This window comes from Escherichia albertii, assembly GCF_028622335.1.
GTDB lineage: Bacteria > Pseudomonadota > Gammaproteobacteria > Enterobacterales > Enterobacteriaceae > Escherichia > Escherichia albertii.
The window spans coordinates 3790114-3811848 of the sequence record NZ_CP117568.1; the positions used below are offsets into that span (position 1 = coordinate 3790114).

The following is a 21735-nucleotide window of genomic DNA, read 5'->3' on the forward strand; positions in this document are numbered from 1 at the left end:
AGGGAGCTCTTATGTCCGAAGATATCTTTGATGCCATCATCGTCGGGGCAGGGCTTGCCGGTTCGGTTGCCGCACTGGTGCTCGCTCGCGAAGGGGCACAAGTGTTAGTTATCGAGCGTGGCAATTCCGCAGGTGCCAAGAATGTCACCGGCGGGCGTCTCTATGCCCACAGTCTGGAACACATTATTCCTGGTTTCGCCGATTCCGCCCCCGTAGAACGCCTGATCACCCATGAAAAACTCGCTTTTATGACGGAAAGGTCAGCGATGACTATGGACTACTGCAATGGCGACGAAACCTCGCCATCCCAGCGTTCTTACTCCGTTTTGCGCAGTAAATTTGATGCCTGGCTGATGGAGCAGGCCGAAGAAGCGGGCGCGCAGTTAATTACCGGTATTCGCGTCGATAACCTCGTACAGCGCGATGGCAAAGTCGTCGGCGTAGAAGCCGATGGCGATGTGATTGAAGCGAAAACGGTGATCCTGGCTGACGGGGTGAACTCCATTCTTGCCGAAAAGCTCGGGATGGCGAAACGTGTTAAACCGACGGATGTGGCGGTTGGCGTGAAGGAATTGATCGAGTTACCGAAGTCGGTTATCGAAGATCGTTTTCAGTTGCAGGGTAATCAGGGCGCGGCCTGTCTGTTTGCGGGTTCGCCCACCGATGGCCTGATGGGCGGTGGCTTCCTTTATACCAATGAAAACACCCTGTCGTTGGGGCTGGTTTGTGGTCTGCATCATCTGCATGACGCGAAAAAATCGGTGCCGCAAATGCTGGAAGATTTCAAACAGCATCCGGCAGTCGCACCGCTGATCGCAGGCGGAAAGCTGGTGGAATATTCCGCTCACGTGGTGCCGGAAGCGGGTATCAACATGCTGCCGGAGCTGGTCGGTGACGGCGTGCTGATTGCCGGTGACGCCGCCGGAATGTGTATGAACCTCGGTTTTACCATTCGCGGTATGGATCTGGCGATTGCCGCCGGGGAAGCGGCAGCGAAAACCGTGCTTTCAGCGATGAAAAACGACGATTTCAGTAAGCAGAAACTGGCGGAATATCGTCAGCATCTGGAGAGCGGCCCACTGCGCGATATGCGCATGTACCAGAAGCTACCGGCGTTTCTTGATAATCCGCGCATGTTTAGCGGCTACCCGGAACTGGCGGTAGGCGTGGCGCGTGACCTGTTCACCATTGACGGCAGCGCGCCGGAACTGATGCGTAAGAAAATCCTCCGCCACGCGAAGAAAGTAGGCTTCATCAATCTGATCAAGGATGGCATGAAAGGAGTGACTGTTTTATGACTTCTCCCGTCAATGTGGACGTCAAACTGGGCGTCAATAAATTCAATGTCGATGAAGAGCATCCGCACATCGTTGTGAAGTCTGATGCCGATAAACAGGCGCTGGAGTTGCTGGTGAAAGCGTGCCCGGCGGGTCTGTATAAAAAGCAGGATGATGGCAGCGTGCGTTTTGATTACGCCGGATGTCTGGAGTGCGGCACCTGCCGCATTCTGGGGCTGGGGTCGGCGCTGGAACAGTGGGAATACCCGCGCGGCACCTTTGGTGTGGAGTTCCGTTACGGCTGATGTTGGTTTTTATGATGCGTAACGTCAGGCCGGATAAGGCGTTTATGCCGCATCCGGCGGTTGTTGTCGGATGCGATGCTAACGCACCTTATCCAGCCAGGAAGGAGGCATGCAACCGTTGCCTGAAATAACGCCGTACTGACTCTCATTGCAAAAAAACAGGAATAACCCATGCAACCGTCCAGAAACTTTGACGATCTCAAATTCTCCTCCATTCACCGTCGCATTTTACTGTGGGGAAGCGGTGGCCCGTTTCTGGATGGTTATGTACTGGTAATGATTGGTGTGGCGCTGGAGCAACTGACTCCGGCGCTGAAGCTGGACGCTGACTGGATTGGCTTGCTGGGCGCGGGAACGCTCGCCGGGCTATTCGTCGGAACATCGCTGTTTGGCTATATTTCCGATAAAGTCGGACGGCGCAAAATGTTTCTGATCGATATTATCGCCATCGGCGTGATATCGGTGGCGACGATGTTTGTCTCATCCCCCGTCGAATTGCTGGTGATGCGGGTCCTCATCGGCATTGTCATCGGCGCGGATTATCCCATCGCCACCTCGATGATTACCGAGTTCTCCAGCACCCGTCAGCGAGCGTTTTCCATCAGCTTTATTGCCGCCATGTGGTATGTCGGCGCGACCTGTGCCGATCTGGTTGGCTACTGGCTTTATGATATGGAAGGCGGCTGGCGCTGGATGCTGGGCAGCGCGGCGATCCCCTGTTTGTTGATTTTGATTGGTCGATTGGAACTGCCTGAATCTCCCCGTTGGTTACTACGCAAAGGGCGAGTGAAAGAGTGTGAAGAGATGATGATCAAACTGTTTGGCGAACCGGTGGCTTTCGACGAAGAGCAACCGCAGCAAACCCGTTTTCGCGATCTGTTTAATCGCCGCCATTTTCCTTTTGTTCTGTTTGTTGCCGCCATCTGGACCTGCCAGGTGATCCCGATGTTCGCCATTTACACCTTTGGCCCACAAATCGTTGGTTTGCTGGGGTTGGGGGTCGGAAAAAATGCGGCGCTGGGGAACGTGGTGATTAGCCTGTTCTTTATGCTCGGCTGTATTCCGCCGATGTTATGGCTTAATACTGCCGGACGGCGTCCATTGTTGATTGGCAGCTTTGCCATGATGACATTGGCGCTGGCTGTTTTGGGACTGATCCCGGATATGGGGATTTGGCTGGTGGTGATGGCGTTCGCGGTGTATGCCTTTTTCTCTGGTGGGCCGGGTAATTTGCAATGGCTCTATCCTAATGAGCTCTTCCCGACGGATATCCGCGCCTCTGCTGTGGGTGTTATTATGTCCCTAAGCCGTATTGGCACCATTGTTTCGACCTGGGCGCTGCCGATCTTTATTAATAATTATGGCATCAGCAATACGATGCTGATGGGCGCGGGGATTTCGCTGTTTGGTTTACTGATTTCTGTGGCGTTTGCCCCGGAAACGCGCGGAATGTCACTGGCGCAGACCAGTAATATGACGATTCGCAGGCAGCGAGCGGGGTAACTTATTCAGATTTCTCCCTTTTTTGAATCAATATTATTGACTATAAGCCGCGTAAATATATGACTACACTTTGTGAGAAAACAAAGGTGTAATTGCGCAGGCTAACTATGATTCTAATCATTTATGCGCATCCGTATCCGCATCATTCCCATGCGAATAAACGGATGCTTGAACAGGCAAGGACGCTGGAAGGCGTTGAAATTCGCTCTCTTTATCAACTTTATCCTGACTTCAATATCGACATTGCCGCCGAACAGGAGGCGCTGTCTCGCGCCGATCTGATCGTCTGGCAGCACCCAATGCAGTGGTACAGCATTCCACCGCTCCTTAAACTTTGGATCGATAAAGTTTTCTCGCACGGCTGGGCTTATGGTCACGGCGGCACGGCGCTGCATGGCAAGCATTTGCTGTGGGCGGTGACGACCGGCGGCGGGGAAAGCCATTTTGAGATCGGTGCGCATCCGGGCTTTGATGTGCTGTCGCAGCCGCTACAGGCGACGGCAATCTACTGTGGGCTGAACTGGCTACCGCCGTTTGCCATGCACTGCACCTTTATTTGTGACGACGAAACCCTCGAAGGGCAGGCGCGTCACTATAAGCAACGTCTGCTGGAATGGCAGGAGGCACATCATGGATAGTCATACGCTGGTCCAGGCGCTGATCTATCTCGGTTCGGCGGCGCTGATTGTACCCATTGCGGTACGCCTCGGTCTGGGCTCGGTCCTTGGTTACCTGATTGCAGGCTGCATTATTGGCCCGTGGGGACTGCGGTTGGTGACCGATGCCGAATCTATCCTGCACTTTGCCGAAATTGGCGTGGTGCTGATGTTATTTATTATCGGTCTGGAGCTTGATCCACAGCGATTATGGAAACTGCGCGCGGCAGTATTCGGCGGTGGCGTATTGCAGATGGTGAGCTGTGGCGGCCTGCTGGGGCTGTTCTGTATGCTCCTCGGTATGCGCTGGCAAGTCGCGGGATTAATTGGCATGACGCTGGCGCTCTCCTCAACAGCGATTGCCATGCAGGCAATGAATGAACGTAACCTGACGGTAACGCAGATGGGGCGCAGTGCCTTTGCCGTACTATTATTTCAGGATATCGCGGCGATCCCATTAGTGGCGATGATCCCGCTACTGGCAGCGAGCAGTGCCTCAACGACGATGGGCGCATTTGCTCTCTCGGCGTTAAAAGTGGCGGGCGCGCTGGCGCTGGTGGTATTGCTGGGGCGCTATGTTACGCGTCCGGCGCTGCGCTTTGTTGCCCGTTCTGGCTTGCGGGAAGTGTTCAGTGCCGTAGCTTTATTCCTCGTGTTTGGCTTTGGTTTGCTGCTCGAAGAGGTCGGCTTGTCGATGGCGATGGGCGCGTTTCTGGCAGGCGTGTTGCTGGCAAGCTCGGAATACCGTCATGCGCTGGAAAGCGATATCGAACCATTTAAAGGTTTGCTGCTGGGGCTGTTTTTCATCGGTGTTGGCATGTCGATAGACTTTGGTACGCTGCTTGAAAATCCGTTGCGTATAGTCATCCTGCTGACTGGTTTCCTCATCATCAAAATTGCCATGCTGTGGCTGATTGCCCGACCATTACAGGTGCCGAATAAACAACGTCGCTGGTTTGCGGTGTTGTTAGGGCAGGGTAGTGAGTTTGCCTTTGTGGTGTTTGGCGCAGCGCAAATGGCAAATGTACTGGAACCAGAGTGGGCGAAGTCGCTGACGTTGGCGGTGGCATTGTCGATGGCGGCAACGCCGATTCTGTTGGTGATCCTCAATCGCCTTGAACAATCTTCCACTGAAGAGGCGCGCGAAGCTGATGAGATCGACGAAGAACAACCGCGGGTAATTGTTGCCGGATTCGGTCGTTTTGGTCAGATCACCGGGCGTTTACTGCTCTCCAGCGGGGTGAGAATGGTGGTACTCGATCACGATCCTGACCATATAGAAACTTTGCGCAAATTCGGCATGAAAGTGTTTTACGGCGATGCCACGCGGATGGATTTACTGGAATCTGCCGGAGCGGCGAAAGCGGAAGTGTTGATTAACACAATTGACGATCCGCAAACCAACCTGCAACTGACGGAGATGGTGAAAGAACATTTCCCGCATTTGCAGATCATTGCTCGCGCGCGTGATGTTGATCACTACATTCGTTTGCGTCAGGCAGGTGTGGAAAAGCCGGAGCGTGAAACCTTTGAAGGGGCGCTCAAAACCGGACGCCTGGCACTGGAAAGTTTAGGTCTGGGGGCGTATGAAGCGCGGGAACGAGCCGATTTGTTCCGTCGCTTTAATATTCAGATGCTGGAAGAGATGGCGATGAGTGAGAACGATACCAAAGCCCGGGCTGCGGTTTATAAACGTACCAACGCGATGTTAAGTGAGATAATCAGCGAAGATCGCGAACATCTGTCATTAATTCAACGGCACGGCTGGCAAGGTACTGAAGAAGGGAAACATACTGGCAATATGACCGATGAGCCAGAAACCAAACCCTCGTAATCATAAAGAGTGATATCACGCACGCTTTACAACTAACTGTTTGTTTTTATGTAATTGTAATAGGGCGAGTCCAGCGGCATAGCGTGGGCTCGCCAGCAGAATATAAAATTTTCCTCAACATCATCCTCTCGCCAGTCGACGAAGGTTTACGCTTTACGTATAGTGGCGACAATTTTTTTTATCGGGAAATCTCAATGATCAGTCTGATTGCGGCGTTAGCGGTAGATCGCGTTATCGGCATGGAAAATGCCATGCCGTGGAACCTGCCTGCCGATCTCGCCTGGTTTAAACGCAACACCTTAAATAAACCTGTGATTATGGGACGCCATACCTGGGAATCCATTGGTCGCCCGCTGCCAGGGCGTAAGAATATCGTCATCAGCAGCCAGCCGGGTACGGACGATCGCGTAACATGGGTGAAGTCGGTGGATGAAGCCATCGCGGCGTGCGGTGACGTACCAGAAATCATGGTGATTGGCGGTGGGCGCGTATACGAGCAGTTCCTGCCGAAAGCGCAAAAACTGTATCTGACGCATATTGACGCAGATGTGGAAGGCGACACTCATTTCCCGGATTACGATCCAGATGACTGGGAATCGGTATTCAGCGAATTCCACGACGCCGATGCGCAGAACTCTCACAGCTATTGTTTTGAGATTCTGGAACGGCGGTAAGTTTGTCTATTAGAATCCCGGCATCGCTGATACGTGCAGATATCCGTGTATACCAGACGTATAAATTGTACAGGAGCACGATATCATGACTGCAAAACGTACCACACAAAGTGTGGCCGTCACCGTCGACCGTGAGTTAGTCAATCGCGCTCGCGATGCTGGCTTAAATATGAGCGCTACCCTTACGGTTGCGCTCAATGCTGAACTTAAAAAACATGCAGCAACACGTTGGCGTGAAGAGAACGCAGAAGCTATCGCTGCGTTAAATCAATTGGCTGATGAAATCGGATGTTTTTCTGATGAGTACCATCGCTTCCAGAGATACCATTTACGGTATACCGCAGTCGCGGCAGGAACGCCGCATTTCCCTTTGTTATCAATGTTACCAGCGACATTATTGGTGAGATTAATCGCCGTATCGTTATTCCATTAACACTTATTGAACGATTTAGCCGTAATTACCCACCAGAACGACTTAACCCAATCCTTTTACTGGTGGATGGAAGAGAATATGTGCTCATGACGCATGAGACTGCAACTGTTCCAGTTAACGCGCTGGGAACGAAATTTTGTGATGCCAGCGCGCACCGAACGTTGATTAAAGGGGGATTAAATTTTATGCTCGACGGGATTTAAGACGCGACCGCCTCTCCCTCACCCAAATCCTTATGCCGGTTCGACGGCTGGACAAAATACTGTTTATCTTCCCAGCGCAGGCAGGTTAATGTACCACCCCAGCAGCAGCCGGTATCCAGCGCGTAAATCCCTTCCGGCGTGCCTTTGCCTTCCAGTGATGCCCAGTGACCAAAGGCGATGCTGTACTCTTCACTGACGGGGCCAGGAATCGCAAACCACGGTTTCAGTGGTGCTGGCGCTTCTTCCGGCGACTCTTTGCTATACATATCCAGTTGACCGTTCGGAAAACAGAAACGCATACGAGTAAAGGCGTTGGTGATAAAACGCAGTCTTCCTAACCCACGTAATTCCGGCGACCAGTTGTTTGGCATATCGCCGTACATAGCGTCGAGGAAGAAGGGGTAGGAATCGCTCGACAGTACCGCTTCTACGTCGCGTGCGCACTCTTTGGCTGTCTGGAGATCCCACTGTGGCGTGATCCCCGCGTGGGTCATCACCAGCTTTTTCTCTTCGTCGATTTGCATCAGAGGCTGGCGGCGCAACCAGTTAAGCAGTTCGTCGGCGTCAGGCGCTTCCAACAACGGCGTAAGGTGATCTTTCGGTTTATTACGGCTGATCCCGGCAAAGACCGCCAGCAGATGCAGATCGTGATTCCCCAGCACCAGACGTACGTTATCGCCTAAAGACTTTACATAACGCAGGACATCCAGCGAACCCGGGCCGCGCGCGACCAGGTCGCCCGTCAGCCAGAGGATATCTTTACCGGGAGTAAATTCCACTTTATGCAGCAATGCGATCAGTTCATCGTAACAACCGTGAACATCGCCAATAAGGTATGTCGCCATATTTATTAATGAATGAGTATTGGAACGGCGAGTCGAAATACGGGAATGTCGATGCTAAAGGGAACGCCATTCTCATCGATCATTTCGTAGTGACCCTGCATGGTGCCCAGCGGCGTTTCAATGATTGCGCCGCTGGTGTATTGGTATTCTTCACCAGGGGCGATATGCGGTTGGACGCCCACCACACCTTCACCCTGGACTTCGGTTTCGCGGCCATTGCCGTTAGTGATCAGCCAGTAACGTCCCAACAACTGCACTGGCGCTCGCCCCAGATTGCGTATGGTTACGGTATAAGCAAAAACGTAACGTTCATTATCAGGTGAAGATTGGGCCTCAATGTAGACGCTTTGAACCTGAATACACACTCGGGGCGAATTGATCATCGTTAACTCTCCTGCAAAGGCGCGTTCTCCGCCAGATAGTTCGCCATCTGGCAATATTGCGCGACAGAGATATTTTCCGCTCGCATCGCCGGGTCGATCCCCATTTCCGTTAGCGCTTCGGCGCTAAACAGGTTGCCGAGGCTGTTCCGAATGGTTTTACGACGCTGGTTAAAGGCTTCGGTAGTGATGCGACTCAACACGCGAATATCTTTAACCGGATAAGGCATCGTCGTGTGAGGAACCAGACGTACGACGGCGGAATCCACTTTTGGTGGTGGCGTAAAGGCGGATGGAGGTACTTCCAGCACCGGGATCACGTTGCAATAATATTGCGCCATGACGCTTAATCGACCATACGCCTTGCTGTTCGGTCCTGCAACCAGACGATTCACCACCTCTTTTTGCAACATGAAATGCATGTCGGCAATGGCATCAGTATAGCTAAACAGATGGAACATCAACGGCGTGGAGATGTTATACGGCAGGTTGCCGAAAACACGCAGCGGCTGGCCCATTTTTTCTGCCAGCTCACCAAAGTTAAAGGTCATCGCATCCTGCTGATAAATTGTCAGTTTTGGGCCTAAAAATGGATGCGTTTGCAGGCGTGCCGCCAGATCGCGGTCAAGTTCGATGACGGTGAGCTGATCCAGACGTTCACCGACCGGTTCGGTCAATGCCGCCAGACCGGGGCCGATTTCGACCATCGCCTGGCCTTTTTGCGGGTTAATGGCAGAAACAATGCTGTCGATCACGAACTGATCGTTGAGAAAGTTTTGCCCGAAGCGTTTACGGGCTAAATGGCCCTGGTGGACTCGATTATTCATTGGGTGTTAACAATCATTTTGATGGCGAGATTAAGCGCCGTAATAAAACTGCCGACATCGGCTTTGCCACGTCCCGCCAGTTCAAGCGCGGTGCCGTGGTCCACTGATGTGCGAATAAAGGGCAGGCCCAGCGTAATGTTCACACCGCGCCCGAAGCCCTGGTATTTTAGCACGGGAAGACCCTGATCGTGGTACATCGCCAGTACGGCGTCGGCGTTGTCGAGATATTTAGGCTGAAACAAGGTATCGGCAGGCAGCGGTCCGTTGAGTTTCATCCCCTGCGCCCGCAGCTCGTCGAGCACCGGAATAATGGTGTCTATCTCTTCCGTACCCATATGACCGCCTTCGCCTGCGTGTGGATTCAGCCCGCAGACCAGAATGCGCGGTTCAGCGATGCCAAATTTGGTCCGCAAATCGTGATGCAAAATACCGATCACTTCATGCAGTAGTGGCTGGGTAATGGCATCTGCAATTTCACGCAGCGGTAAATGCGTCGTTGCCAGCGCCACGCGAAGTTCTTCGGTTGCCAGCATCATCACCACTTTTTTCGCCTGCGAACGCTCTTCGAAAAACTCGGTATGACCGGTAAATGGAATGCCTGCGTCGTTAATGACGCCTTTATGTACGGGGCCGGTAATTAGCGCGGCAAATTCACCGCTCAGGCAGCCATCGCACGCTCGCGCCAGCGTCTCCACCACATAATGCCCATTTTCAACCGTCAGTTTCCCCGCCGTGACAGGCGCGCGTAGTGCGACAGGAAGTAGCGTTAATGTGCCCGCAGTTTGCGGTTGGGCAGGGGAATTAGGGGAATAAGGGCGGAGGGTAAGCGGCAAACCGAGCATCGCTGCCCGGTCGGTAAGGAGAGTGGCATCGGCACAAACAACCAGTTCGACCGGCCACTCACGCTGTGCGAGTTGGACAACTAAGTCCGGGCCAATCCCGGCGGGTTCGCCGGGAGTGATCACAACACGTTGGGTTTTAACCATTAGTTGCTCAAAATTTTCACATAAGCGCTGGCACGTTGTTCCTGCATCCAGCTTGCTGCTTCTTCCGAGAACTTACGGTTCATCAGCATGCGGTACGCACGATCTTTTTGCGCCGCGTCGGTTTTATCAACATTACGGGTATCCAGCAGTTCGATCAGATGCCAGCCGAATGAAGAGTGAACCGGAGCGCTCATTTGGCCTTTGTTCAGGCGGGTCAGCGCGTCACGGAAGGCCGGATCGAAAATGTCTGGCGTAGCCCAGCCAAGATCGCCGCCCTGGTTAGCAGAGCCTGGATCCTGAGAGAACTCTTTCGCTGCCGCAGCAAACGTGGTTTTACCGCTCTTGATATCCGCAGCAATCTGTTCCAGTTTCACGCGAGCTTGCTCGTCAGTCATGATCGGCGACGGTTTTAGCAGAATATGTCGAGCATGAACCTCGGTCACCGAGATATTTTTGCTTTCACCGCGCAGGTCGTTAACTTTCAGAATATGGAAGCCGACGCCGGAACGGATCGGGCCAACAACATCGCCTTTTTTCGCGGTGCTTAATGCCTGGGCGAAGATCCCCGGCAGTTCCTGAATCCGGCCCCAGCCCATCTGACCGCCATTCAGTGCTTGCTGATCGGCAGAGTGAGCGATAGCCAGTTTACCAAAATCAGCGCCGTTACGCGCTTGAGCGACAATGGCGCGCGCCTGGCTTTCCGCTTCGTTCACTTGATCTGAAGTCGGGTTTTCCGGCAGCGGGATCAGGATGTGGCTTAAATTCAGTTCAGTGCTGGCATCGTTTTGGTTACCGACCTGCTGCGCCAGAGCTTCGACTTCCTGCGGCAGGATGGTAATGCGGCGACGCACTTCGTTGTTACGCACTTCAGAGATAATCATCTCTTTGCGGATCTGGTTACGATAGGTGTTGTAGTTCAGACCATCGTAAGCCAGACGACTGCGCATTTGATCCAGCGTCATGTTGTTCTGTTTGGCAATGTTGGCAATTGCCTGATCGAGCTGCTCATCGGAGATTTTCACTCCCATTTTCTGCCCCATCTGCAGGATGATTTGATCCATGATCAAACGCTCCATGATTTGGTGGCGCAGCGTAGCGTCATCAGGAAGCTGTTGCCTTGCCTGGGCGGCGTTCAGTTTTACCGACTGCATTAATCCATCAACGTCGCTTTCCAGCACGACGCCGTTATTGACGACGGCTGCGACTTTATCAACTACCTGGGGGGCAGCGAAACTGGTATTCGCGATCATCGCGATACCGAGAAGCAGCGTTTTCCAGTTCTTCATACTTTTTCCATTTCAATTAACCGCACTGCGGATTACGTGGTAAATCAACAAATCACAAAGAGTTTTGATACGGCAGAATGTTCGAACGCAGCATCTCTTGCGTACCCAGACCGTAGTTAGAGCTCAGGCCGCGAAGTTCGATGTTAAAGCCGATTGCGTTGTCATATATCGCATGTTGTTTATTGCTATCCCAACCGTTCAGCTTACGCTCGTAACCGACGCGAATCGCATAGCAGCAGGAGCTGTATTGCACTCCTAACATTGAGTCTGCCTGCTTGTTCGCATTGGTATCGTAGTAGTAGGCCCCGACAATTGACCAACGATCGGCAATTGGCCAACTGGCAACCGTACCTACCTGCGAAATTCCGTTTTTATACTGCTCGGCAGTGGAATAGTACTTAGGCAATGTCGCCTGAATGTATTCCGGGCTGGCGTAACGGTAGTTCAGTTGTATCAGACGGTCTTCATCCCGACGGTATTCAATGCTGGAGTTACTGGTGGCTACGTTATCCAGACGGGTATCGTACTGAATCCCGCCACGCAGTCCCCAACGCTCAGAGATACGCCAGTAAGTATCGCCTGCCCATACCAGTGAGCCCGTTTTGTCGTTATTCTCCCATGTTATGTTGTCATCGCCAGTGCGAGACTCCGTGAAATAGTAGATTTGACCAACGGAAATATTAAAACGTTCAACGGCAGCATCATCATATACGCGAGATGTGACACCGGTCGTTATCTGGTTCGCGGAAGCAATACGGTCAAGACCGCCGTAAGTCCGGTCCCGGAACAGGCCAGAGTAGTCAGACTGCAGCAGTGAAGAGTCGTAGTTATAGATTTTGCTCTGATCGCGATACGGTACATACAGATACTGTGCGCGTGGTTCCAGCGTCTGGGTATAGCCTGGCGCCAGCATTTCCATATCGCGCTCGAAGACCATTCTGCCGTCTACTTTGAACTGCGGCATCACGCGGTTAGCGGAGTCTGCCAGTTTGGTGTTTTTGGGGTTGCTGTTATACCAGTCAAGATTGGTTTGCTGATAATGCGTCGCCAGCAACTTTGCTTCAGTATTGATACTGCCCCAGTTATTAGAGAGCGGCAGATTGATGGTCGGCTCCAGGTGAACACGAGTCGCCTCTGGCATGTCATCTCTGGTGTTAACAAAGTGCACAGCCTGACCGTAAATTCGCGTATCAAAAGGGCCAACATCGTTTTGATAGTAATTAACGTCTAACTGCGGTTCTGCCGAGTAGCTACTGGTGTTCTGTTCGTTGAAGACCTGGAACTGCTTGGTTGAAACGGTGGCATTGAAGTTTTGTACCGCATAGCCAACGCTGAATTTTTGCGTTGCATAACCGTCGGTACTGGAGCCGTATTTGTTATCGAAGTCATTGAAGTAGCTAGGATCGCTGACTTTGGTGTAGTCGACGTTGAAACGCCACACCTGATCCATTACCCCGGAGTGTTGCCAGTAGAACAACCAACGACGTGAGCTATCATCCTTCGGATGTTCATCTTCATAGACTTTATCTGAAGGCAGATAGTCAAGTTCCATCAAGCCAGCGCCAGCCTGAGTGAGATAACGGAACTCGTTCTCCCACATAATGTTGCCACGACGATGCATATAATGCGGCGTGATGGTGGCATCCATATTTGGCGCAATATTCCAGTAATACGGAAGATAGAACTCAAAGTAGTTGGTGGTGGTGTACTTGGCGTTCGGGATCAAGAAACCTGAGCGACGTTTATCACCCACTGGCAACTGCAAATAGGGGCTGTAAAAAATCGGCACCGGACCGACTTTAAAGCGGGCGTTCCAGATTTCCGCGACTTGTTCTTCGCGGTCATGAATAATTTCGCTACCTACCACGCTCCAGGTATCAGAACCAGGCAAACAGGAGGTAAAGCTACCGTTATCCAGAATGGTGTAGCGGTTTTCGCCACGTTGTTTCATTAGGTCGGCTTTACCACGTCCCTGACGGCCCACCATCTGGTAATCACCTTTCCAGACGTTGGTGTCTTTGGTGTTCAGATTCGCCCAGCCTTTCGGTCCTTTGAGGATCACCTGGTTATCGTCGTAATGAACGTTACCGAGCGCATCAACGGTACGTACCGGTTCCGCTTGTCCGGGGGCCTCTTTTTGATGGAGCTGAACTTCATCGGCCTGCAGGCGGCTGTTACCCTGCATGATATCCACGCTGCCGGTAAACACGGCGTCATCGGGGTAATTTCCCTTTGCGTGGTCAGCATTAATCGTCACGGGTAAGTCGTTAGTATCGCCCTGTACCAGAGGACGGTCATAGCTTGGCACGCCCAACATACACTGTGAGGCGAGATCGGCTGCCAGTCCCTGTTGACTATAAAGGGCGGTGGCAATCATGGTGGCCAGAAGAGTGGGGATACGTTTTTTCATACGTTGATTTTATTGTTCCATCATCGGTAACGTTGCGCGTGACAAACGGTCAGAGACTAACGTACTCGTCATCTCTACGCTAGTGTTAATCCTGTCCGAATAGCGTCAGTGGTGTTAGGCACGGCATTGAATGACAGGTATGATAATGCAAATTATAGGCGATGTCCCACAATTGACCGCAGCCGGAAAACGGTAAAAGCACCTTTATATTGTGGGAGATAGCCCTGATATCCGTGTGTCGATTTGGGGAATATATGCAGTATTGGGGAAAAATCATTGGCGTGGCCATGGCCTTAATAATGGGCGGCGGCTTTTGGGGCGTAGTGTTGGGGCTGTTAATTGGCCACATGTTTGATAAAGCCCGTAGCCGTAAAATGGCGTGGTTTGCCAACCAGCGCGAGCGTCAGGCGCTGTTTTTTGCCACCACTTTTGAAGTGATGGGGCATTTAACCAAATCCAAAGGTCGTGTTACCGAGGCTGATATTCATATCGCCAGCCAACTGATGGACAGAATGAATCTGCATGGCGCTTCCCGTACTGCGGCGCAAAATGCTTTCCGGGTGGGAAAATCAGACAATTACCCACTACGTGAAAAAATGCGTCAGTTTCGTAGTGTCTGCTTTGGTCGTTTTGACTTAATTCGTATGTTTCTGGAGATCCAGATTCAGGCGGCGTTTGCCGATGGTTCGCTGCATCCTAATGAACGGGCTGTACTGTATGTCATTGCTGAAGAGTTAGGGATTTCGCGCGCTCAGTTTGACCAGTTCCTGCGTATGATGCAGGGCGGGGCGCAGTTTGGCGGCGGTTATCAGCAGCAGTCTGGCGGTGGTCACTGGCAGCAAGCGCAGCGCGGCCCGACGCTGGAAGATGCCTGTAATGTGTTGGGCGTGAAGCCGACGGATGACGCGACAACGATTAAACGTGCCTACCGTAAGCTGATGAGCGAGCACCACCCGGATAAGCTGGTAGCGAAAGGTTTGCCGCCAGAGATGATGGAGATGGCGAAGCAGAAAGCGCAGGAAATTCAGCAGGCGTATGAACTGATTAAGCAGCAGAAAGGATTTAAATAAGTTTCAAACTGTAGGCCTGATAAGACGCGGCCCGCGTCGCATCAGGTAATCGGCGCAAAATTGCCGGATGCGGCGTAAACGCCTTATCTAGCCTACCGAATCGCGCCAGCGTGACTATCAAAAATCCGCTGGCGCTTTAAACGTCATACTATTGCCATACGCCGGATGGGTAATCGTCAACATTTCTGCATGCAACAATAATCGTGGCGCCATTGCTCTCGCTTCTGGTGATGCATAAAAACGATCGCCGAGAATCGGATGACCCAGCGCCAGCATATGCACACGCAACTGATGCGAACGCCCGGTAATCGGCTTTAACACCACTCTTGCCGTGTTATCCGCCGCATACTCCACCACTTCATATTCCGTCTGCGCAGGTTTACCCGTTTCGTAACAGACTTTCTGTTTCGGGCGGTTGGGCCAGTCGCAAATCAGCGGTAGATCTACCAGGCCTTCGGCGGGGGATGGATGCCCCCAGACGCGGGCCACATACTGCTTTTTCGGCTCGCGCTCGCGGAACTGGCGTTTTAATTCCCGCTCCGCGGCTTTGGTCAGCGCCACTACAATCACGCCGCTGGTGGCCATATCCAGGCGATGCACCGATTCCGCCTGCGGATAATCACGCTGAATGCGCGTCATCACGCTGTCTTTGTGCTCTTCCAGACGCCCCGGCACAGACAACAAACCACTCGGCTTGTTGACCACCATAATGTGGTCATCCTGATACAGGACAACCAGCCAGGGTTCCTGCGGCGGATTGTAGTTTTCCATCCCCATTTTCAGCTCCGTTATTGATGCGTCACAACGATCAAACGTAGGGCATCCAGACGCCAGCCCGCCTGATCCAGGCTTTCCATCACCTGCTGACGGTTGCTCTCAATGGCAGTCAGTTCGTCGTCACGGATGTTCGGGTTCACCGCGCGCAGCGCTTCCAGACGCGACAGTTCGGCAGACAGTTTTTCGTCGGCTTCGTTACGTGCCGCGTCAATCAGTGCACGGGCAGACTTCTCAATCTGCGCTTCACCCAACTGGAGGATAGCGTGAACATCCTGCTGCACGGCGTTAACCAGTTTACTGCCGGTATGACGGTTGACTGCGTTAAGCTGACGGTTGAAGGTTTCAAACTCCACCTGTGCCGCCAGGTTGTTGCCGTTTTTATCCAACAGCATACGCACCGGTGTCGGCGGCAGGAAGCGGTTAAGTTGCAACTGCTTCGGCGCCTGAGCTTCAACCACGTAAATCAGTTCCAGTAACAGAGTACCTACCGGCAACGCTTTGTTTTTCAACAGCGAAATCGTGCTGCTGCCGGTATCGCCAGAAAGGATCAGGTCCAGGCCGTTGCGGATCAGCGGATGCTCCCAGGTAATAAACTGTGCATCTTCACGCGCCAGCGCCACTTCACGATCGAAGGTGATGGTGATGCCATCTTCCGACAGACCCGGGAAGTCCGGCACCAGCATATGATCGGACGGCGTCAGGACGATCAGGTTGTCGCCGCGATCGTCCTGATTGATACCGATAATATCGAACAGGTTCATGGCGAAGGCGATCAGGTTGGTATCGTCATCCTGCTCTTCAATGCTTTCTGCCAGTGCCTGGGCTTTTTCGCCGCCGTTGGAATGGATTTCCAGCAGGCGGTCACGACCCTGTTCCAGCTGTGCTTTCAGGGCTTCATGCTGCTCGCGGCAGTTTTTGATCAGATCGTCAAAGCCTTCGGTTTGGTCCGGTGAAGCCAGATAGTTAATCAGATCGTTGTAAACGCTATCGTAAATAGTGCGTCCAGTCGGGCAGGTGTGCTCGAATGCGTCCAGACCTTCGTGATACCAGCGTACCAGCACCGACTGAGCGGTTTTCTCCAGATAAGGCACATGGATCTGAATATCGTGCGCCTGGCCGATACGGTCCAGACGACCAATACGCTGCTCCAGCAGATCCGGGTTGAACGGCAGATCGAACATCACCATATGGCTGGCGAACTGGAAGTTACGCCCTTCAGAACCGATTTCCGAACACAGCAGCACCTGCGCGCCGGTATCTTCTTCGGCGAACCAGGCGGCTGCGCGGTCACGCTCGATAATCGACATACCTTCGTGGAACACCGCGGCGCGGATACCTTCACGTTCGCGCAGTACTTGCTCCAGTTGCAGCGCGGTAGCGGCTTTGGCGCAGATCACCAATACTTTCTGAGAGCGATGGCTGGTCAGGTAGCCCATCAGCCACTCAACGCGCGGGTCAAAGTTCCACCAGGTGGCGTTATCGCCTTCAAATTCCTGATAAATACGCTCCGGGTAGAGCATATCGCGGGCGCGATCTTCCGCACTTTTACGTGCGCCCATAATGCCGGACACTTTAATTGCCGTCTGATACTGCGTCGGCAGCGGCAGCTTAATAGTGTGCAGCTCGCGTTTCGGGAAGCCTTTAACGCCGTTACGCGTGTTACGGAACAGTACGCGGCTGGTGCCGTGACGGTCCATCAGCATGGAAACCAGTTCCTGACGCGCGCTCTGGGCATCTTCGCTGTCGCTGTTTGCCACCTGCAAAAGCGGCTCGATATCCTGCTCGCCGATCATCTCACCGAGCATGTTCAGTTCGTCATTGCTCAGTTTGTTACCTGCCAGCAGCATGGCAACGGCGTCGGCGACCGGACGATAATTCTTCTGTTCTTCAACGAATTGTGCGAAATCGTGGAAACGATTCGGGTCCAGCAGGCGCAGGCGGGCGAAGTGGCTTTCCATCCCCAGTTGTTCCGGGGTTGCGGTCAGCAGCAGAACGCCAGGCACATGCTCTGCCAGTTGTTCAATGGTCTGATATTCACGGCTCGGCGCCTCTTCGCTCCACACCAGGTGGTGCGCTTCATCGACGACCAGCAGATCCCACTCGGCTTCACACAAGTGTTCCAGACGCTGTTTGCTACGACGGGCAAAATCCAGTGAGCAAATCACCAGCTGTTCGGTGTCGAACGGGTTGTAAGCATCGTGCTGAGCTTCGGCGTAACGCTCGTCATCAAACAGCGCAAAACGCAGGTTGAAACGGCGCAGCATTTCTACCAGCCACTGATGCTGTAAAGTTTCCGGGACGATAATCAGCACACGTTCAGCCGCGCCAGAGAGCAGTTGTTGATGCAGGATCATCCCGGCTTCAATGGTTTTCCCTAAACCTACTTCGTCAGCCAGCAGGACGCGCGGCGCGTGGCGGCGACCAACATCATGTGCGATGTTGAGCTGGTGTGGGATCAGGCTGGTACGCTGACCGCGCAGGCCGCTGTACGGCATACGGAACTGTTCGCTGGAATACTTACGTGCGCGATAACGCAACGCAAAGCGGTCCATACGGTCGATCTGTCCGGCAAACAGGCGGTCCTGTGGTTTGCTGAACACCAATTTGCTATCAAGGAAAACTTCACGCAGGGCTACGCCGGACTCTTCAGTATCCAGGCGAGTACCGATATAGGTCAGCAGGCCATTTTCTTCTTTTACTTCTTCGACTTGCATCTGCCAGCCGTCATGGCTGGTAATGGTATCACCAGGATTGAACATCACGCGGGTCACGGGAGAATCACTGCGTGCGTACAGACGGTTTTCACCAGTAGATGGGAAAAGTAAAGTGACAGTTCGCGCATCCACCGCGACAACGGTTCCAAGTCCTAATTCGCTTTCTGTATCGCTGATCCAGCGTTGACCAAGTGTAAAAGGCATATGTGTTTGGCTCTATATCTTCAATTGCAGGCAATAACCACCCGCTACCAGACTAATGTGGTAGTGGCGTTATTCAGGTCCAGGAATGGAAAGGGCGCTATGGTACTGGATGGCAAAGCATTCGTCACGCATCAAAATGGTCTCTGGCGAACTCTTTTTTTGCTCAAAATAGCCCAAGTTGCCCGGTCATAAGTGTAGCAAAATTATCCTCAATAAAAGGGAGTATTCCCTCCGCCACGGGTTGCAGTTGACGGGTCAGATAGTGTTCGTAATCCAGTGGTGAACGTTGGTAGTCAAGCGGCTCCGGGCCGTTGATGGTCCAGACGTACTTAATGGTGCCGCGGTTTTGATATTGCAAGGGGCGACCACGCTTGTGGTTTTCTTCATCGGCAAGGCGTGCGGCGCGTACATGAGGCGGCACATTACGCTGATATTCGCTCAGCGGACGGCGAAGTCGTTTACGGTAAACCAGCCGCGCATCCAGTTCGCCGGCCATCAGCTTGTCGATAGTTTCGCGCACGTACTCCTGATATGGCTCGTTGCGGAAGATGCGCAGATATAGCTCCTGCTGAAATTGCTGGGCCAGCGGCGTCCAGTCGGTACGCACGGTTTCCAGCCCTTTAAACACCATCCGCTGTTTGTCACCTTCCTGAATCAGCCCGGCGTAGCGCTTTTTGCTGCCGGTATCGGCTCCGCGAATGGTTGGCATCAGAAAACGGCAGTAATGGGTTTCATACTCCAGTTCCAGTGCGCTGGTCAGCCGTTGTTTTTGCAGTGTTTCCGCCCACCAGGCGTTAACGTGTCGCACCAGTGCACGACCGATTTTCGCCGCCTCTTCTTCTGAATGTGCGCCTTTCAGCCAGACAAACGTTGAGTCGGTATCGCCATAAATCACGTCATAGCCCTGCGCTTCAATCAACGCTTTGGTTTGCCGCATGATCTGATGACCACGCATGGTGATCGACGACGCCAGGCGCGGATCGAAGAAGCGACAGGCAGTGGTGCCAAGCACGCCATAAAAGGCATTCATGATGATCTTCAGCGCCTGCGACAGCGGCTTATTACCCTGGCGTTTGGCTTCATCGCGCCCGTGCCAGATGTTAGTCACAATCTCCGGCAGGCAATGTTTTTCCCGTGAGAACCAGGCATCGAGAAAGCCTTCGGTGCAGTGTTCAGGATCGGGCTGTGCCATGCCTTCCACCAGTCCGACGGGATCAATCAGAAACGTGCGGATGATCGACGGATACAGGCTTTTGTAGTCCAGCACCAGCACAGAATCATAAAGTCCAGGTCGCGAATCCATCACGTAGCCGCCAGGGCTTGCGTGTGGCGGCACTTCGCCGAGATTCGGTGCAACATAACCAGCGCGGTGCATTCGGGGAAAATAGAGATGGCCAAACGCCGCCACCGACCCCCCATGCCGATCCACTGGCAGACCGTTCACCGTCGCCCGTTCGAGTAAAAATGGCATGATTTCGGTTTTGTGGAAGATTTGCGTCACCAGTTCGCAATCTTTCAGGTTATAAGTCGCCAGCGCGGGTTTATCTTCGGCGAAACGGCGGTCAATTTCGTCCATCCGATCCCACGGGTTATCGATAGATTTGCCTTCGCCTAACAGCTCCTGGGCGACGGTTTCTAGTGAGAACGACGAGAAATTCCAGAATGCGGATTTTAGTGCCTCAATACCATCAATAATCAGCCGCCCTTTGGCCTGGGCAAAAAAGACACCGTTTTTAAAACCATGCTCGCGCCACTCCAGTTCGCTGTTATCGCGCCCCAGACGCAGTGGAATACGGTAACGCTCGGCAAGTTTTTGCAGCATTCGCAGATCAAACTGCACCACGTTCCAGCCGATGATCACATCGGGATCGTGAGTCGCAAACCAGGCGTTGAGTTTTTCCAGTAGCTGCGGGCGGCTGGCGACGTATTCCAGTTCAAAATCAAGCGCGGAGGCGTCGCCATTCTCCGGCCCCAGCATATAAACGATGCGCTGCCCGCAGCCTTCCAGGCCGATGCAGTACAGTTCACCGTGGCGGGTGGTTTCAATATCAATAGAAACCCACTTGAGCGGCGGGCGATAGTCAGGATTGGGCTTTAGTCGTGCGTTGATGATGGCGCCATTGCGCAAATCACCCTCGACCCACACCGGTGAGGTGATAAACCGTTCCATCAGGTAGCGTTCCGGCGGTCGCACATCGGCTTCGTAAACGGTAACGCCACCTTCACGCAGGCGCTTTTCGTAATTCATCAACTGGCGATGGGCGCGACAGTAAAGGCCATATACCGGCTGGCGATGAAAATCCTTCAATGCCAATGGCGTCAGACGAAAGCCTTGTTCACCGTGCAAAATGTGCTGAGCGCGGGGAACTTGATCGGCAGGAATAAACGCCACGGATTCTTGCGGCGTAAGGGTAACCTGCAACGGCCCGTTGTCCGTCGCCAGCCAGAAGGAAACTTCGGTCCCTTGCGGGGTGTCCCGCCAGTGTCGGGTTAAGATAAAACCTGCCAGTGTCACGCTGAAAATCCAATAAAAAACCAGACTCGATTATAGCCTGGTTTCAGTTGATTGGCTGTGGTTTTATACAGTTATCACTGCCCGTAATACGCCTTCGCACCATGCTTACGCAGGTAGTGCTTATCCAATAACGTTTGCTGCATATCCGGTAACTGCGGGGCTAACTGGCGGCAGAAAATCCCCATATAAGCGACTTCTTCCAGCACGATGGCGTTATGCACCGCATCTTCGGCGTTTTTACCCCATGCAAACGGGCCGTGAGAATGCACCAGTACACCAGGCATTTGCGCCGCGTCGATACCCTGTTTTTTGAAGGTTTCGACGATCACTTTGCCCGTTTCCCATTCATATTCGCCGTTGATTTCCGCATCGGTCATTTTGCGGGTGCAGGGAATGGTGCCGTAGAAATAGTCGGCGTGGGTGGTGCCGGTTGCCGGAATCGACTGACCTGCCTGCGCCCAGATGGTGGCGTGGCGCGAGTGGGTGTGCACAATGCCGCCAATGGACGGGAATGCCTGATAGAGTAGCCGGTGAGTTGGGGTGTCGGAGGAGGGTTTTTTCGTACCTTCGACGACCTCGCCAGTTTCGATGTTGACTACGACCATATCATCGGCGGTCATGACGCTGTAATCGACGCCGGAAGGCTTGATCACAAAGACGCCGCGCTCGCGATCAACGGCACTGACGTTTCCCCAGGTCAGCGTGACCAGGTTGTGTTTTGGCAGCGCCAGGTTGGCTTCTAATACCTGGCGTTTGAGATCTTCTAACATGTTGACTCCTTCGTGCCGGATGCGCTTTGCTTATCCGGCCTGCAAGCCCGGAACGCGTAGGCCTGA

The 21735-nt window shown here is 53.1% G+C and carries 18 protein-coding genes and 1 pseudogene; 9 read left to right on the forward strand and 10 right to left on the reverse strand.

Annotation, left to right across the window (positions count from 1 at the left end; translation table 11 throughout):
- Positions 1–11 precede the first annotated feature (11 nt).
- The 8 genes and pseudogenes from PS053_RS18360 (at position 12) to PS053_RS18395 (ending at position 6885) form a co-directional block, all read left to right on the forward strand.
- The gene (locus PS053_RS18360) at positions 12–1298 is read left to right on the forward strand and encodes an FAD-dependent oxidoreductase (protein ID WP_054409863.1); all 1287 of its coding nucleotides are present in this window, start codon (positions 12–14) and stop codon (positions 1296–1298) included.
- A complete protein-coding gene (fixX, locus tag PS053_RS18365; protein ID WP_000203750.1) occupies positions 1295–1582 on the forward strand; it encodes a ferredoxin-like protein FixX in 288 nt (95 codons plus the stop codon). Before PS053_RS18360 ends, fixX begins: the two co-directional genes overlap by 4 nt.
- A gap of 171 nt (positions 1583–1753) precedes the next feature.
- Positions 1754–3085, forward strand: a complete 1332-nt coding sequence (locus PS053_RS18370; protein ID WP_273774344.1) for an MFS transporter — start codon at positions 1754–1756, stop codon at positions 3083–3085.
- Between the two features lie 107 nt (positions 3086–3192).
- Entirely contained in the window at positions 3193–3723 is a 531-nt protein-coding gene (kefF, locus tag PS053_RS18375) for a glutathione-regulated potassium-efflux system oxidoreductase KefF (RefSeq protein ID WP_000600725.1), read from the forward strand.
- Positions 3716–5575: a glutathione-regulated potassium-efflux system protein KefC gene (gene kefC / locus PS053_RS18380; RefSeq protein ID WP_256878699.1), complete on the forward strand. Its 1860-nt coding sequence runs from the start codon at positions 3716–3718 to the stop codon at positions 5573–5575. The genes kefF and kefC overlap by 8 nt, the downstream gene beginning before the upstream one ends.
- A 194-nt stretch (positions 5576–5769) precedes the next feature.
- Positions 5770–6249: a type 3 dihydrofolate reductase gene (folA, locus tag PS053_RS18385; RefSeq protein ID WP_025237677.1), complete on the forward strand. Its 480-nt coding sequence runs from the start codon at positions 5770–5772 to the stop codon at positions 6247–6249.
- 85 nt (positions 6250–6334) lie between these two features.
- Positions 6335–6565, forward strand: a pseudogene (locus tag PS053_RS18390) (type II toxin-antitoxin system CcdA family antitoxin); the annotation flags it as partial.
- Positions 6566–6570: 5 nt separating this feature from the next.
- Positions 6571–6885, forward strand: coding sequence for a CcdB family protein (locus PS053_RS18395; protein WP_256878782.1), 315 nt, complete (start codon positions 6571–6573; stop codon positions 6883–6885).
- On the opposite strand, the gene apaH is transcribed toward PS053_RS18395, so the two are convergent.
- Genes apaH through lptD form a run of 6 tightly spaced genes read right to left on the reverse strand, consistent with a single transcriptional unit; the run spans position 6882 to position 13619 of the window.
- Positions 6882–7730, reverse strand: coding sequence for a bis(5'-nucleosyl)-tetraphosphatase (symmetrical) ApaH (gene apaH / locus PS053_RS18400; RefSeq protein ID WP_025237675.1), 849 nt, complete (start codon positions 7728–7730; stop codon positions 6882–6884). The two genes, PS053_RS18395 and apaH, sit on opposite strands and share 4 nt — an antisense overlap.
- Positions 7731–7735: 5 nt before the next feature.
- The gene (gene apaG / locus PS053_RS18405) at positions 7736–8113 is read right to left on the reverse strand and encodes a Co2+/Mg2+ efflux protein ApaG (RefSeq protein ID WP_000610898.1); all 378 of its coding nucleotides are present in this window, start codon (positions 8111–8113) and stop codon (positions 7736–7738) included.
- Positions 8114–8115: 2 nt separating this feature from the next.
- On the reverse strand, positions 8116–8937 hold the full coding sequence (gene rsmA / locus PS053_RS18410) for a 16S rRNA (adenine(1518)-N(6)/adenine(1519)-N(6))-dimethyltransferase RsmA (protein WP_059277211.1): 822 nt from the start codon (positions 8935–8937) through the stop codon (positions 8116–8118).
- A complete protein-coding gene (gene pdxA, locus PS053_RS18415) occupies positions 8934–9923 on the reverse strand; it encodes a 4-hydroxythreonine-4-phosphate dehydrogenase PdxA (protein ID WP_059277210.1) in 990 nt (329 codons plus the stop codon). Before pdxA ends, rsmA begins: the two co-directional genes overlap by 4 nt.
- Positions 9923–11209: a peptidylprolyl isomerase SurA gene (gene surA, locus PS053_RS18420; protein ID WP_256878698.1), complete on the reverse strand. Its 1287-nt coding sequence runs from the start codon at positions 11207–11209 to the stop codon at positions 9923–9925. The genes pdxA and surA overlap by 1 nt, the downstream gene beginning before the upstream one ends.
- Positions 11210–11261: 52 nt before the next feature.
- Positions 11262–13619 (reverse strand): LPS assembly protein LptD, encoded by a 2358-nt coding sequence (gene lptD, locus PS053_RS18425; RefSeq protein ID WP_059227904.1) that lies wholly within the window; start codon positions 13617–13619, stop codon positions 11262–11264.
- A 254-nt stretch (positions 13620–13873) separates the two neighbouring features.
- Between lptD and djlA the strand changes: the two genes are divergently transcribed.
- A complete protein-coding gene (gene djlA / locus PS053_RS18430) occupies positions 13874–14689 on the forward strand; it encodes a co-chaperone DjlA (RefSeq protein ID WP_001200559.1) in 816 nt (271 codons plus the stop codon).
- Between the two features lie 117 nt (positions 14690–14806).
- Here the strand turns inward: djlA and rluA are convergent, their stop codons facing one another.
- The 4 genes from rluA to araD form a co-directional block, all read right to left on the reverse strand.
- The gene (gene rluA, locus PS053_RS18435; protein WP_000525208.1) at positions 14807–15466 is read right to left on the reverse strand and encodes a bifunctional tRNA pseudouridine(32) synthase/23S rRNA pseudouridine(746) synthase RluA; all 660 of its coding nucleotides are present in this window, start codon (positions 15464–15466) and stop codon (positions 14807–14809) included.
- Between the two features lie 11 nt (positions 15467–15477).
- Positions 15478–18384 carry an RNA polymerase-associated protein RapA gene (rapA, locus tag PS053_RS18440; protein ID WP_256878697.1) on the reverse strand — a complete coding sequence of 969 codons (2907 nt, stop codon included), beginning with the start codon at positions 18382–18384 and terminating at the stop codon, positions 15478–15480.
- A 163-nt stretch (positions 18385–18547) separates the two neighbouring features.
- Entirely contained in the window at positions 18548–20899 is a 2352-nt protein-coding gene (gene polB, locus PS053_RS18445; protein ID WP_256878696.1) for a DNA polymerase II, read from the reverse strand.
- 74 nt (positions 20900–20973) lie between these two features.
- On the reverse strand, positions 20974–21669 hold the full coding sequence (gene araD, locus PS053_RS18450) for an L-ribulose-5-phosphate 4-epimerase (RefSeq protein WP_059218476.1): 696 nt from the start codon (positions 21667–21669) through the stop codon (positions 20974–20976).
- Between the last annotated feature and the right edge of the window lie 66 nt (positions 21670–21735).